The sequence below is a fragment of the Streptomyces sp. NPDC002574 genome (genome assembly GCF_042889545.1).
Lineage (GTDB): Bacteria > Actinomycetota > Actinomycetes > Streptomycetales > Streptomycetaceae > Actinacidiphila.
In genome coordinates this window covers 384,353-397,640 of the sequence record NZ_JBIARB010000002.1, presented here as the reverse complement: position 1 = coordinate 397,640, position 13,288 = coordinate 384,353, and the positions used below count along the sequence as shown (strand labels likewise).

Annotated in this window: 12 protein-coding genes; 6 read left to right on the top strand and 6 right to left on the bottom strand. The window is 69.5% G+C overall.

Going from position 1 to position 13,288, the window contains the following annotated elements; all coding sequences use genetic code 11:
- Positions 1–734 precede the first annotated feature (734 nt).
- Positions 735–2,141, top strand: coding sequence for an amidase (locus ACFYXS_RS05685; RefSeq protein ID WP_389244221.1), 1,407 nt, complete (start codon positions 735–737; stop codon positions 2,139–2,141).
- A 242-nt stretch (positions 2,142–2,383) separates the two neighbouring features.
- Here ACFYXS_RS05685 and rpsR read toward each other — a convergent pair whose 3' ends face one another.
- The 4 genes from rpsR to rpmG are packed head-to-tail and all read right to left on the bottom strand — an operon-like array spanning position 2,384 to position 4,255.
- Positions 2,384–2,620, bottom strand: coding sequence for a 30S ribosomal protein S18 (gene rpsR / locus ACFYXS_RS05680; RefSeq protein ID WP_389244219.1), 237 nt, complete (start codon positions 2,618–2,620; stop codon positions 2,384–2,386).
- A gap of 49 nt (positions 2,621–2,669) precedes the next feature.
- Positions 2,670–3,770, bottom strand: a complete 1,101-nt coding sequence (locus ACFYXS_RS05675) for a GTP-binding protein (protein ID WP_389244706.1) — start codon at positions 3,768–3,770, stop codon at positions 2,670–2,672.
- Between the two features lie 41 nt (positions 3,771–3,811).
- Positions 3,812–4,069, bottom strand: a complete 258-nt coding sequence (locus ACFYXS_RS05670; RefSeq protein WP_389244217.1) for a type B 50S ribosomal protein L31 — start codon at positions 4,067–4,069, stop codon at positions 3,812–3,814.
- A gap of 21 nt (positions 4,070–4,090) precedes the next feature.
- Entirely contained in the window at positions 4,091–4,255 is a 165-nt protein-coding gene (gene rpmG / locus ACFYXS_RS05665; RefSeq protein WP_350508653.1) for a 50S ribosomal protein L33, read from the bottom strand.
- Between the two features lie 64 nt (positions 4,256–4,319).
- Between rpmG and rpmB the strand changes: the two genes are divergently transcribed.
- The 3 genes from rpmB (at position 4,320) to ACFYXS_RS05650 (ending at position 5,582) form a co-directional block, all read left to right on the top strand.
- Positions 4,320–4,556: a 50S ribosomal protein L28 gene (gene rpmB / locus ACFYXS_RS05660; RefSeq protein WP_389244214.1), complete on the top strand. Its 237-nt coding sequence runs from the start codon at positions 4,320–4,322 to the stop codon at positions 4,554–4,556.
- Positions 4,556–4,861: a 30S ribosomal protein S14 gene (gene rpsN, locus ACFYXS_RS05655; RefSeq protein WP_389244212.1), complete on the top strand. Its 306-nt coding sequence runs from the start codon at positions 4,556–4,558 to the stop codon at positions 4,859–4,861. Before rpmB ends, rpsN begins: the two co-directional genes overlap by 1 nt.
- Positions 4,862–5,108: 247 nt before the next feature.
- The gene (locus ACFYXS_RS05650; RefSeq protein ID WP_389244210.1) at positions 5,109–5,582 is read left to right on the top strand and encodes a hypothetical protein; all 474 of its coding nucleotides are present in this window, start codon (positions 5,109–5,111) and stop codon (positions 5,580–5,582) included.
- On the opposite strand, the gene ACFYXS_RS05645 is transcribed toward ACFYXS_RS05650, so the two are convergent.
- On the bottom strand, positions 5,579–6,085 hold the full coding sequence (locus ACFYXS_RS05645; RefSeq protein WP_389244208.1) for a DinB family protein: 507 nt from the start codon (positions 6,083–6,085) through the stop codon (positions 5,579–5,581). The genes ACFYXS_RS05650 and ACFYXS_RS05645 overlap by 4 nt on opposite strands.
- A 129-nt stretch (positions 6,086–6,214) precedes the next feature.
- On the opposite strand from ACFYXS_RS05645, the gene ACFYXS_RS05640 reads away from it, so the two are divergent.
- Together ACFYXS_RS05640 and ACFYXS_RS05635 are read left to right on the top strand one after the other, a co-directional pair.
- Positions 6,215–6,781, top strand: a complete 567-nt coding sequence (locus ACFYXS_RS05640; protein WP_389244206.1) for a DinB family protein — start codon at positions 6,215–6,217, stop codon at positions 6,779–6,781.
- 232 nt (positions 6,782–7,013) lie between these two features.
- Positions 7,014–10,544, top strand: coding sequence for a phosphodiester glycosidase family protein (locus ACFYXS_RS05635; protein ID WP_389244204.1), 3,531 nt, complete (start codon positions 7,014–7,016; stop codon positions 10,542–10,544).
- A 93-nt stretch (positions 10,545–10,637) separates the two neighbouring features.
- Here ACFYXS_RS05635 and ACFYXS_RS05630 read toward each other — a convergent pair whose 3' ends face one another.
- A complete protein-coding gene (locus tag ACFYXS_RS05630) occupies positions 10,638–13,211 on the bottom strand; it encodes an FG-GAP-like repeat-containing protein (protein WP_389244202.1) in 2,574 nt (857 codons plus the stop codon).
- Positions 13,212–13,288: the final 77 nt, after the last annotated feature.

Genomic DNA, 13,288 nt, shown 5'->3' with positions numbered 1-13,288 from the left:
CGCAGCCGGGCAGCCTCCCCCACCCTGGGAAACGATCACACCTGGCGTGCCGTCCGACGAAACCACACGCTCACGACGCCACGAACCGCCCCGGCATCCCACCCGGGAAACCCGCGTCGCGCCCGTCATCCCGGCCGTCCCGGCCGCGACGGCTATGCCGAGGGTCGGCCCCGCGTTGATCGCGTCGTAGACACTGTCTACGCAACTGGCGCGCGCCTTCTCGGGCGACCTCCACGCGCGACGGCCGTGAAGCGGGGTGTCGAAGAGGCCGGACGGGCGTGTTGACAGGTTTTAGACGACCGGTCTAATCGGTTGCACGGTCGAATCGAGGACGCCTCGCTCGAGGCGCTGATGCAGCGCAACTTCAACCACCGCATGGCCATCAGGGGCAGCATCGTCGCCGACACTGGGGCGAGCGCCACGGCGGATGTCCGGTCGTCAAGCTGGGTGCGGCGATCTCCGGCCTCTCGCAGGCCGTGCGCATCGCGAAGAACGCCGGAACCATGGAGATAGTCGACCGGATCGAGCGAATGGTCGACCGCGGTGCTGCCGACGGGGCCGTGACCGTCGATGGCGACCCTCGCGCGACCGACGAAGCCCTCTACGACCTACGGGTCGGGGCGAGCGTGGTCCACAGCGAGGTCCCGCACGCCTCACAGGCCACCGTTGCCCGCGACTCACGAGTCCGGGCGACACAACACCAGGAACAAACCGGTCCAGGACAGGGATTCTCCATGACCACCGATCTCATTTACTCCGACGCGAGCGAACTCGCCGAACTGATCCACGCCGGGAAGGTGTCTTCCGTCGAGGTGGTGCAGGCGCACCTCGCCCGCATCGAGGCCACCAATCCGAGGCTCAACGCCATCGTCACGCTCGCCGACGATGCTCTGGAGACCGCAAGAGCGGCGGACGAAGAACTGGCGGCGGGCGGGGACGTGGGGCCGCTCCACGGCGTGCCCTTCACGGCCAAGGACTCGTACGACACCGCCGGAGTGCTCACCCAGCGCGGTTCGCCGATCTTCGCGGGGCGCGTCCCGGGCACGGATGCCACCGCTGTGGCGCGCATGAAGCGGGCCGGAGCGATCCTCCTGGCGAAGACCAACCTTCCGGAGTTCTCGTACTGGATCGAGTCCGACAACCTCCTGACGGGCAGGACGAACAATCCCTGGGATCTCAACCGCTCGCCTGGCGGCTCGAGCGGCGGGGAGTCCGCGGCCATCGCGGCGGGGATGTCTCCGCTCGGACTCGCGACCGACTTGTCGATCTCGGTGCGCGGGCCGGCCGCCGACACCGGTGTGGTGTCCTTCAAACCGACGCACGGGCGTATCCCGATGACGGGAATCTGGCCGCGGGAGCCGCGCCGTAACTGGCACGTCGGTCCCATGGCCCGCAGCATCCGCGACCTCGCACTCGCGTATTCGCTGCTGGCCGGTCCCGACGGCGCCGATGGCTTCGCCACCGCTCCGCGCGAGTTCGACGCCGGCCTGGGCGCCTCGCCCGACCGGCCTGTGCGCGTGGGCTGGCTGGTCGACTCGGGGCTCGGTCCGACCGACGCTGAGGTCGCGGCGACCGTGCGGGCGGCCGCCGAAGCGCTGGGGACCATCGGCGCCCGGGTCGACGCCGTGACCATCCCGGCCCTCGAGCGGGACAACCCGCTCGAACTCTGGACCAAGCTGCACGTCATGGAGGTCAAGCCGGCCTTCCGTCAGGTCACCGCGGGTCACGAGGACCAGATGTTCACCTACTCCAAGTTCCTGGCCGGCATGCCCGACACGTCCGTGGAGGACTACGTCGAGGCCGAACAGGGCGCCGAGCGGCTCCGGGACGGTTTCGCGGAGTACTTCCACCAGTACGACGTCCTGCTGCTTCCGGTGACGACGATCCCCGCACACGGGCACCAGCTCGGGCAGTTCACGGTCGACGGCCGGACGGTGGACGCCTTCCATGTGTCGTCGACGACCGTCCCGTTCAACGTGACGGGACTTCCGGCCCTGTCGATGCGGTTCGGCACGAGCAGCGACGGCATGCCGATCGCCGTGCAGGTGGTGGCCAACTGGCACGCGGAGTCGACGGTCCTGCACATCGCCTCGCTGCTGGAGACGCTGAGCCCGGTGCGCGACCAGCACCCCGCCCTCTGACAACCGGGGCCGCAGACCTGCTCGGCTTCTCTCCGACCCGCACCTCTCACACTGGCCTCCAGGAGGTGTGGGGCAGGCGGGCGCGCTCTCCGCTCCCGGCCGTCAGGCCGCTGAACAGCAGAAACCGGTCAGGTGCTCCTCCCCGCCAACCACCGTCGGCCTGAGACGAGGACCGACGGGCGCGCCCGCCGACAACGCAGCAGGCGCGCGCATCCGTCCGACGGTGAGCCAGTGTGGAACCGTTACTTGCTGCTGTACGGCAGGAGCGCCATCTCCCGTGCGTTCTTGATCGCCCGGGCCAGCCGGCGCTGCTGCTGAGTGCTGACGCGGGTGACCCGCCGGCTGCGGATCTTGCCGCGGTCGGAGATGAACCTGCGCAGGAGATCGGTGTCCTTGTAGTCGATGTATGTGATCCCGGCCGTGTCGAGTGGGTTGGGGCGGGCCTTGACGGCCATGCGTGGATCGTGACGGCGAACCATGTGCTTCCTTGTCGGTGATGCCCGGCCTCGCGCGAGACCAGGGACGGTCTCAGAGCAGGGCGTCGAAGGCCGCGGGCAGGCGCCTCCAGGCCTCCGGCCCGGCCGCGTACTCGGCGTCGGTCAGCAGGCAGGACTCGAGGAGTTCCTCCAGGCCGTCACGGTCCAGGCCCGGCGAGGTGAAGACCAGATGCTGGCAGCGGTCGCCGTGCGCGGGGTGCCAGTCGAGCGCGGCCGCGGCCCGACGCACGGGCGGCACCATCTCCCACGCGGCGTCGGGCAGGGAGGCCAGCCAGGGACCGATGTCCTCCACGCACAGCGCGCCGCCGGCCGCCTCCCAGGACAGCAAGGTGTCAGGGCGATCGGCGAGCCAGAAACGACCACGGCTGCGGGCGGCCGCACACGACAGGTCCTCCAGCGCCTGATACAAGCGCTCGGGGTGAAAGGGCCGCGTCCGGTGCCAGACGAACGTGGTGATGCCACTCTCGTCGGCGTCCTGCGGCAGCAACGCACAGGCGGGATGCTGCGCGGCGGCGGCGGCCTCGACGTCGAAGCCTGCCAGTGCGGCGGCCGCGAGCTCCCCGGAGCCGGCCGCCACCTGCCGGGCGGTGGGGTGCAGTTGAGCCAGCAACGCGAGGTCCTGCTCGTCGGCCTCCTCGCTCTCGACGATCGCGAGGACCGGCGAGTACTCCAGCTGTCTGGCCCAGGTGTCGCCCACGGTCCGCTCGTCGGTCGTGGCCGCCTGCAGGCCCGCTTCCGCGAGGTCGTCGCCATTGGCGAGGCAGGGCAGGACGAGGGCCGGGTCGACGGCGGTGATGACACCGGTGAGCTCGAGGGCGTCACTGCCGTGCGCGCACACCACCTCGGCCATCGCCTTGGGTTCAACGGAGTCCCACAGCTCGACGACGGCCAACCGGGTCAGGCCGGTGCCTGTCAGGCGTTCCAGCTCGGGCAGCAGGTCTTCGCGCAGCGCACAGCACGCGCAGTCGTTGACCAGCGGGGCAGTTCCGCTGTCGAGTTGCCCCGAGGCGTCACGCAGGATGCGCCGGACAAACCCCTGGTCCGCAGTGGAGAGATCGTGATGGAGCGCGACGCTCCCGGGCACGACGCGCAGCAGACGCTCCACCACCTGTCGGCGGGCGTCGGAGTGCATCCCGGCGACGATGACCACGGGAAGGCGGTGGCTCTCCTGACTCACCGCGCCTCCTCACGTCGGCCGTAGCGACGCTCGAATCGCTCAACGCGTCCTGTCGTGTCCAGGACCGGCGCGTTGCCGGTGCAGAAGGGGTGACCCCCGCTGGAGATCTCCACGTCGATGACGGGGTAGACCTTGCCGTCCTCCCACTGGACCGTCCTGTCGCTACTGAGGGTCGAGCGGGTGAGAAATGCGAAGTCGGCGCTCCTGTCCCGGAAGACGACGGGGCCGTGGGCGGAGTGGATCGAGTGCTGCATCGGGGTTGCCTCCTGGTGGGGTCAGCGCTCTTCGCGGAAATCGACATGCCGCCCGGCGACCGGGTCGTACTTGCGCAGGACCATGCGATCCGGGTCGTTTCGCCGGTTCTTGCGCGTGACGTAGGTGTAGCCGGTCCCGGCCGTGGAGCGGAGCTTGATGACGGGGCGGAGTTCACTGCGAGCCATGGCGGTACTATATGGCAATGGTTTCCATTTTCGAAACGCGGTCCGCAGAGAGCAGGTAACCCCCATGAGCGCCCACTGCCAGTTGACCGGCGCCCAGCCGGGCTTCGGCAACCGCATCTCCCACTCCCACCGGCGCACTTCCCGCCGCTTCGACCCCAACATCCAGAAGAAGCGCTACTGGCTCGCCGGCGAAGGGCGGCATGTCCGCCTCACCTTGAGCACCAAGGCGATCAAGACCATCGACGCGATCGGGATCGATGCGGCCGTGGCCCGCATCCGTGCCAGGGGGGAGAAGGTCTGATGGCCAAGAAGAGCAAGATCGCCCGCAACGAACAGCGCAAGGAGACCGTGGAGCGGTACGCGACCCGGCGTGCCGCACTGAAGGAGATCGTCCGCCGCCCGTCCAGCACGGAGGGCGAACGGCGAGCGGCCGCGGCGGAGTTGCGTCGTCAGCCGCGTGACGCCAGCGCCACCCGCGTCCGCAATCGCGACAGCGTCGACGGTCGCCCCCGTGGACACCTCCGCAGGTTCGGCCTCTCCCGTGTGCGGATGCGCGAGCAGGCCCACGCCGGATACCTCCCGGGCGTGACCAAGTCCTCCTGGTAGCGCACCGCCACATCCCGCGGGCCCGCCGGAGGCGGGGCGGCCCGGACCCCTCGGGGTCCGGGCCGCCGGGCAACCCCCACGGCGTCGCTGACGCTTGTGCAGGCCACTGCAGGACCTGGCACGACATCGCCTTCCGCCGGCCATCGCGACGGGCCGGGCCGGCCACGGCTCCGGCGGCCATGCCTCGGCGTTGTCAGTCCCCGCCGCTACTGTCCTGCCGTTCACGATCTTCAGGGAGGGTGGCTCGATGGGCGCCAGCGGATGGGACTACATCACCAAGTACGACGGCGATGTGGAGGAGGCATGGGGAACTTTGCAGACCAAGGTGTTCCAGGAGCAGTACGGCAGCGGTACCCGCTACCCCAGCCTGAAGGACCTGCATGCGGACCAGGAGTTCATGGGCACAGAAGGCACCCATACGATCCTCGACATCGACAGGGTCGTTGCCACGGATGACCCGCCGACACCGGACGATGGCGCTGACTACGGCACCTTGCGCCCTCTGGCACTCAGCCGCGTGGCACACCACTTCGGCACCGACCGCCCGACGGTCGAGCAGTACGAAGAGCTCGCTGCCGCTGCCAATGGGGCCACGAGCGACGAGGAGCACCGACAGAGCCTCTTCGGCGAGTGCCAGATGCGGTGGACCGGCTACTACGTCGTCCTCTATTCCGATGGCAGGCCGACTCACCTGGGAATCTTCGGATTCTCCGGAGACTAGTCGCCGGTCGTGCCGTCGAGCATCTCGCGCAGGATGTCCAGGTGGCCGTTGTGGCGGGCCGTCTCCTCGGTGAGGTGGAGGAGGATCCAGCGGAGGTCGACGTGGGAGCCGTTGCGGCCGGCTCGCTGGGCCTGCTTGTCCAGGGCGTTCCCGGCGACCAGTTCGCGGTATCGGGCACTCTGTTCGGCGTATTCGTCGAGCAGCTGCGTGAGCGGGAAGTCGACGGCGATGCGCATCTCGCGGTCGGGGTCCTCCTCGGTCCAGGGGCCCTGGTCCTCCTCGCCGAGGAAGACGACCTGGAACCAGAAGTACTCGACCCAGCGGAGGTGGTTGATCACTCCGCTCATGGTCATCAGCGGTGAGCCCGGCAGGGGCGCCTTGCGTGCGTTCTCCGCGGAGACGCCATCGCACTTGACGCGGGCGGTGTCACGTGCGTAGTCGAGGAACGTGGTGAGCTGGGTGCGCTCGTCCCACGCGGGCGGCATGTCGTCGATTCTTGTCATCGCGCGAAGCATCCCCGCTCCCCGCGGGCGTTGTCGAGGCATTTTTCGAGCATCGCTACCGGGCCCCGAACCCCTCCCACCCGCGCGGCGCGAGTGAGAGGATTGTCGGAGTCGTCCTAGGATGCGCGCATGGCGATCGACTGGGGACGAACCGTTGTCGAGCAGTTGGGCTTCTACTGGGAGTTCCATCTCCGGCCCCGCCTCGAAGGGCTGGGCGACGAGGAGTACTTCTGGGAGCCGGTGCCCGGCTGCTGGAGCCTGCGGCCGCGCGGCGACGGCCGGTGGCGGCTCGACGGGACGCGGGAGCCGTCCGGTTCGGGCCCGTTCACGACGATCGCCTGGCGGATGACGCACATGTCCATCGAGGTGTTCGAGAGCCGGTACCGGGCCTTCTTCGGCGGCGAAGGGCCCACGCAATGGGCACCGGGCGAGCGGTTGCTCGAGGCCGGCGACCTGCCGGGCAGTGCCGCGGACGCGGTGGCTCAGCTGGAGCAGTCCTACCGTCGCTGGTACGAGGCGGTGGCCGCGCTGGATGCGGACGCACTGGCCGCACCGATCGGGGTGAAGGGCGGGCCGTACGCCGACAGCGCCATGGGGGAACTGGTCATCCACCTCAACCGTGAGGCCATGCACCACGGCGGGGAGATCTGTCTGCTGCGCGACCTCTACCGCGACGGGTACCGCCAAGCTCCATGAACCCGCCGCTCAGACCGGATGCCGCGCCGTTGAGGTGAGGCACTCGGCCACAACGAGCAGCATCAGCACGGCAACGGAGCACATAAAGACGGCGGACCGAGAACGTGGCCCGAATTTCATCCAGCAGACGATCTTTCCTCAACCTGCTGAGCAGCGGTGTTCAGTCCGTGAACGTTCACTGTTGATCATGCACAATTTGATACCACAGCGTGACGACTCACGGGGTCACACCGTGAGACGTCGCGGGATGATGGCGACCGGCGTCGCTGCACTCGCACTCGTTCTCACCAGTACCTTCACGCCGGCCTCCTCATTCGCCTCCGCCGCCGACGGCACCCCGTGGCTCCCGCAGCAGCTCGACTCCTGGTCGACGATCACCCAGCACACGATGACCAAGCCGGCGCCGGTGACGGACGGCGTCACCTACTCGAGCGGCGCGGTCGACGCGATCGACGGCCGGGTGCCGATCAACGTCGTGTCCGCCGACACCCACCACAAGAACGTGCGGCTCGGCGTGGTCGTCTCGCACGACGCCGTGGTCGACCCTCAGGACGAGACGACCTCGTCGATGGCGGTTCGCACCGGAGCCGTGGCCGGGATCAACGGCGGATACTTCCAGATCAACGCGTCCGGCCAGGCGAACGACGGCGAGATCGTCGGCGGTGAGATCTGGAAGAGCCCGACCTCGAACCACGAGGGCACGATCTCGGTGCTGCGGAACGGCTCCGTCGCGTACGGGGACCAGGTCTTCAGCGGCTCTGTCGCCGTCGACGGCGGCGCGAGCCGTCCGCTCACCTCGGTGAACCGGCTGACCGACGCGACCGGCGACGGCATCACGCAGATCACGCCGCGACTGGGCGACGTGGCGAAGACCTGGTTCGGCGGCACCAAGGTCCTGGCGCTCGGCACCTCAGACGACCAGGGTGCGACGATCCGGATCACGAGCGTGACCACCGGTGACGCGATCTCGGGCAAGCAGTACGGCCTGGTCGGCGGCGACGCGGCCAGCGCGAGTGGCCAGTGGATCCAGCAGAACGTCAAGGTCGGTTCGGTCGTGACCACGACGCACCGGATCAGCCCGAACAACGACATCCAGGAAATGATCCAGGGCCCGGGCCGCATCCTCAAGGACGGCGCGGTCTTCCAGGACCCGGTCAACCAGATGCCCAGCGGGCTGCACCCGGAGTCGGTGATCGGCAGCACCGCCGACGGGCACCTGGTCATGGCGACGCTCGACGGCCAGAAGGCGGCCAACGTCGCGCTCGGCGTGGGGTGGCAGCAGGTGGCCTCCTACATGCAGTCGCTCGGTGTGCGGGACGCGGTCCTGCTCGACGGCGGCGGCTCGACCGCCATGGCGGTGCGTCAGCCGGGCGACACGCGGGCCACGCTGGCCAACACGCCGTCCGACCTGTCCGAGCGGCCGGTCGGCAACGGACTGTTCGTGTACTCGACCGCGACCTCGGCCGGGCCGGCGAAGCGGGCGTTCATCAACGACGGTGCCGATCTGTCCACCGCTGAGGGTGTCGTCTCGAAGGTGAAGGCCTTCGCGACGGACAGCGACGGGAATCCCACCAGCGACCCGCTGTACGTCACGGCCGAGCCCAGCAGCCTGGGCACCTGGACGAACGGCGTCTTCAAGGCCGGCTCGCCCGGTTCCGGCACGCTGACCGTGCATTCGGGTCGCAAGACCGACGAGATCGACCTGACGGTGGCGCCGACGTTCGACCAGGTGAGCGTCTCCCCCGCGCAGCAGGGCCTGGCCAACAACGCGTCGCAGAAGTTCACGGTGCAGGGCGCGAACGCCAAGTCCCCGGCGGTCACCGTCGCGCCGGAGTCGGTGACGTGGACGCTCGACCGTAGCGACCTGGGCAGGATCGACCCCGCCACCGGCGTGTTCACCGCCGCCTCCACGGGCAGTGGCGAGGTCCGCCTCACCGCCGCCGCCGGCGGCCGCACGGCGACCGCGGTGCTGAGCATCGGCTCGGTCATCAAGCCGCTGCTCACCGCCGACAACGCCGCGGAGTGGCAGATGCGCGCGGACGGCGGCGCCGTCACGGTGCCCGCCGACCGATTCGCCGAGACCACCGACGTGCCGCCGGGGTCCGGCCAGGCGCGGGCACTGCAGGTGCAGTACTCGTTCCCGAACGACACCAAGCAGCACCGGGTGCGGGTGATCCCGAACAACGGCGCCGGTGCCACGGCCGACAAGAACGAGCTCGGCCAGGTGCCGCAGAGCCTGCGCTTCCAGTTCAAGGTCGAAAGCGCCGCCCCGCAGAAGTCGTGGATGGTCCTCAACGTCTCCGACGCCGAGGGCCACCTGATGGGTCTCTGGCTCGAGCTGGCCCCGAGCGACTACAACCGGTGGAACGAGCGGAGCGCGAAGCTGGTCTGGGGTGTCTTCACGTCCTACCCGCTGACCATCCAGGACATCAGCCTGGTGGGCCAGAACGCGACCGGCGCCAACGTCGGCACGTTCACCTTCGCGGGGATGAAGCTCCAGTACTCCGTCGGCACGCCGACGCAGGACGCCCCCTACCAGGCGATCAACCCGAACAACCCCTCCTGGCTGGAGTACACCGAGGACCCGGCCGAGTTCCGGCCCGGCGGGCAGACGTTCATCATCGGCGACGACGGCCATCTGGTGGCCGCCAACCCCGACTCGACGAGCGTCAAGAACATCGCCGGCATGGTCAACCGTACGACCGGCAAGCCGTTCCAGGCCGCGTCCGGTCAGACCGTCGAACCGCTGCCGGTGCAGGCCCGTCCCAACGTCGCGCTGAGCCTCGGTGACATCGCCGACACCGGCAACAAGGACGACCTCGCCTACGCGAAGGCCCAGTGGGAGCAGTTCGGCCTGCCGTTGTACGACGTGGTCGGCAACCACGAGGTGAGCCAGGGCGCCATCCCGCAGAACACCAACTTCTCCGAGGTGTTCCAGCAGGACACGCACTTCACGTTCAAGCAGGGCCAGGCGACCTTCATCGGCCTGGACAACTCCAGCGGCTCGATCGCGGCCTCCGACAAGTTCCAGAAGCCCGCGGAGCCGCAGTACCCGTGGCTGGCGCAGCAGCTGGAGAAGGCGACCACGCCGGTGGTGTTCGTCGGGGTGCACATGCCCGCCTACGACCACGCGCCGAACAAGTCGAACCAGTTCTCGAGCCGCTGGGAGGCGCAGCAGTACCTCCAGCTGATCCAGGACTACCGGCTGTCGCACCCGAAGCAGCGCGTGGTGCTGATGTACGGCCACTCGCGCGGCTTCGCCGACCAGCTCATCGACCCGCTGGGCAACCAGGCGGACGCGAAGCTGGGCATCCCGCAGTTCACGATCGCCGACATCGGCACGCGGCCGTACGTCGCCGCCGACAAGGGAGGCCTCTTCCACTTCGCGCTGTTCCACGTCAACGACGACGGAACGGTCCAGTACTCGGTCCAGGCCATGCTCAAGTCGATGACCATCGACCAGGGCACCGCCGGCTCCGACGCGGCCGCTCCGCGCACCGACACCCTGGTGGCCGGTCAGGCGAAGCAGTACACGGCGACCGCCGTGAACGCCAACGGCAACGACATCAGCGACCCGCCGACGATGCCGGTGGCCGACCCGATGTCCCACGTCTGGACGACCTCCAACAAGAAGGTCGCCAAGATCGACCCGGTGACCGGTGCGGTGACGGCGCTCAAGCCCGGCACCACGACGATCTCGGTGACGACGGGCGGCATCACGAGCAAGCTCAACCTGCTCGTTTCCGAGGCGGACCAGGGCTGACGCCCCGAACCGCGCTCTGAACGGGGCGGTCGGCACTCCTCACGGAGGGCCGGCCGCCCCGCTTCGCAGCGCCGCCCTACAGGACTGGCGCCGTCATACTCCGCTCACGGCCCGCGCGTCCGGGCTCCACGGGTCCGGTGTGTGCGCCGGAGCCGATGCCCAGCGGTCGAAGCGGTCGGTGGGGGCGTTGGTGACGCGGAACGTGCCGTCGCCGCCCGAGAACGCCACCGGCAGCGTGTACCACCACGGGGTGTGGGGGCCTCGGACGAGGGCGATGTCGGTGCGGCCGTCCCCGTCGAAGTCACCGGCCTGTGCCCGCACTCCGGGTACGGAGGCCCACGCGGCGAAGTCGGCCGCCGACGCGTTCGTGACGCGGAACGTGCCGTCCCCGCCTGAGAACGCCACCGGCACCGAGCCCCAGCCGCTCCCCCCGACCAGCGCGATGTCCGACCGGCCGTCGTGGTCGAAGTCCCCGCCGACCACCTGTACTCCCGGGACCTGGGCCCACGCGGCGAAGTCGGCCGAGGGCGCGTTGGTGACGCGGAAGGTCCCGTCGCCATGGGAGAAGGCCACCGGCAGCGTGTACCACCACGGGGTGCCGGGGCCCGGTACGAGGGCGATGTCCGTACGCCCGTCCCCGTTGAGGTCGCCTACCTTGATCTTCGCCCCGGGGACGGAGGCCCAGCCGGCGAAGTCGACCGCCGACGCGTTGGTGATGCGGAACGTGCCGTCGCCATGGGAGAACGCCACCGGCACCGAGCCCCAGCCGCTCCCGCCGACCAGCGCGATGTCCGACCGGCCGTCGTGGTCGAAGTCCCCGCCGACGACCTGCGCCCCGGGCACCTGCGCCCAGCCGGCGAAGCTGTCCACGGACCCGTTGGTGATGCGGAAGGTGCCGTCCCCGTTGGAGAAGGCCACCGGCACCGAACCCCAGCCAGGGCCCCCGACCAGCGCGAGGTCCGACCGGCCGTCCCCGTCGAAGTCGCCGACCTGCACCTTCACCCCGGGCAGGGACGCCCAGGCGGCGAAGTCGCCGACGCCGGACCTCGTGGAGCGGAACGTCCCGTCGCCGCCCGAGAACGCCACCGGCAGGGTGTTCCATCCCTCCGCGCCCAGCGCGGCGAGGTCGGCGCGGCCGTCGCCGTCGAAGTCCCCGCTGTAGGTCCGCGCCCCGGGGGCGGCCGCGAGGCGGGGGAAGTCGCCGGCCGCGGAGAAGTCCTGCGAGAAGCGGCCGTCGCCCTGGGAGGACGCCACAGGCAGGGCCTGCCACGCGTCGGAGGCGCTGATCGCCATGTCGGTGCGGCCGTCCCCGTTGAAGTCGCCGCTGGAGACGGTCGCCGTCGCGGTGGTCGAGGAGACGCCCTGACCCGGGTTGACGAATACCCCGCCGGGATAGCCGACGTCGCACAGACCGTCGCTGTCGACGTCGCCGAGAGAGACGTCCGCGAGCCGCGTCGTCGACTGGTTGAGGTAGCTCCAGCGCCCGCCCAGCGAACTGGACTGGTACCACCAGGTGATGCCGGTGGCGATGAAGGCGTCGTTGACACCGTCGCCGTCGAAGTCGCAGTACTTGCGCTGACCTCCGGTGTACGAGTCCAGGGTGTTGGCGGACTGGTGCAGCCCGGTCTCGGTCTGGTCCAGCGCCGCGTGGATCGGCAGGATGGAGCCCACCCACAGACTCGAATGCTGGAAGACGTTGTGCGACACCGTCATCCCGACGCTGGGGGTGCCGCGCAGTTTGACGCCCGTGCCGTTGGTGTACCAGACGGTGTTGTACTCCACGTCCATGTACTCGCCCGCGGAGCCGCACTCGTAGCTGCAGGACGAGTCGTTGCCGTGCATGTCGATCTCGTGGGTGTGCCAGACGTGGGAGTTGTCCCCGCCGCCGCCCCAGATCAGGTTGCGGTACGCCAGGTAGCCGTCACCGCCCGAACCGTCGCCGGTGATCGCGTGCCGGTTGTAGTCGAACACGTTCCGCTCGACCAGGGCATAGGCGCCGTGGCTCATCACGACGCCGTAGCCCGCGCCGTGACCGCAGCAGATGGTGCCGGTGGGGTGCTGGTTGTGGTGGATGTAGTTGTCGTGCACCCACACCGTCTGCGCGTTCTGCAGGCCGATCCGGTTCTGGCCGTCCAGGACGCTCACCGCCGCTCCGCGCCAGTGGTCGATCTCGCTGTGGTCGATCTCCACGTTCAGGCTCGAATTCACCCGGATGCCGTCGGAGTCACTGGTGTCGACCGCCGAGTAGGGATCGTCGCTCTCCGCGCCCTGCAGCCGGATGCCGCTGATCCGCACGTTGTCGCTGTGGGTGCCGTCGCCGTCGTTCCCGACCATCAGGAGGATCCGCGGGAAGGACGTCGTGAACAGCCGCGGCCCCTGCGGGCGCTGTGACCGGTCACCGAGGATCTGCACGCCCGGGGCCACCGGCAGGGACTCCCGTCCGGTCAGGTCCAGGTCGACGTTGCCGGCGATCCGCACCACCGCGTCCGGTGTCCCGATCGCCTGCACGAACAGGTCCTGCTGGCTGTTGGAGGTGATCGAGAATCCCGGCGCGGCGGCGGAGACGGCAGGGCCGGCGGACGCCGCCGGAGCGCCACCGAGCAGGAATCCGAACGCGAGCGCCACGGCGCCGCTCAGGGCGAGGCGCCGATGCCTGAAAAAGCCCACGACTTTGAGTCCCCTTCGAAGGAATGCACGCACGGATGTGCCGCTGCCCGGTGGGCGTTCCCCTCCGTGCCGTCGCG

Coding starts and splice junctions, on each gene's coding strand:
- ACFYXS_RS05685 (WP_389244221.1), top strand. CDS start 735: ATGACCACCGATCTCATTTACTCCGACGCGAGCGAACTCGCCGAACTG.
- rpsR (WP_389244219.1), bottom strand. CDS start 2,620: ATGGTTCGCCGTCACGATCCACGCATGGCCGTCAAGGCCCGCCCCAAC.
- ACFYXS_RS05675 (WP_389244706.1), bottom strand. CDS start 3,770: ATGCACTCCGACGCCCGCCGACAGGTGGTGGAGCGTCTGCTGCGCGTC.
- ACFYXS_RS05670 (WP_389244217.1), bottom strand. CDS start 4,069: ATGCAGCACTCGATCCACTCCGCCCACGGCCCCGTCGTCTTCCGGGAC.
- rpmG (WP_350508653.1), bottom strand. CDS start 4,255: ATGGCTCGCAGTGAACTCCGCCCCGTCATCAAGCTCCGCTCCACGGCC.
- rpmB (WP_389244214.1), top strand. CDS start 4,320: ATGAGCGCCCACTGCCAGTTGACCGGCGCCCAGCCGGGCTTCGGCAAC.
- rpsN (WP_389244212.1), top strand. CDS start 4,556: ATGGCCAAGAAGAGCAAGATCGCCCGCAACGAACAGCGCAAGGAGACC.
- ACFYXS_RS05650 (WP_389244210.1), top strand. CDS start 5,109: ATGGGCGCCAGCGGATGGGACTACATCACCAAGTACGACGGCGATGTG.
- ACFYXS_RS05645 (WP_389244208.1), bottom strand. CDS start 6,085: ATGACAAGAATCGACGACATGCCGCCCGCGTGGGACGAGCGCACCCAG.
- ACFYXS_RS05640 (WP_389244206.1), top strand. CDS start 6,215: ATGGCGATCGACTGGGGACGAACCGTTGTCGAGCAGTTGGGCTTCTAC.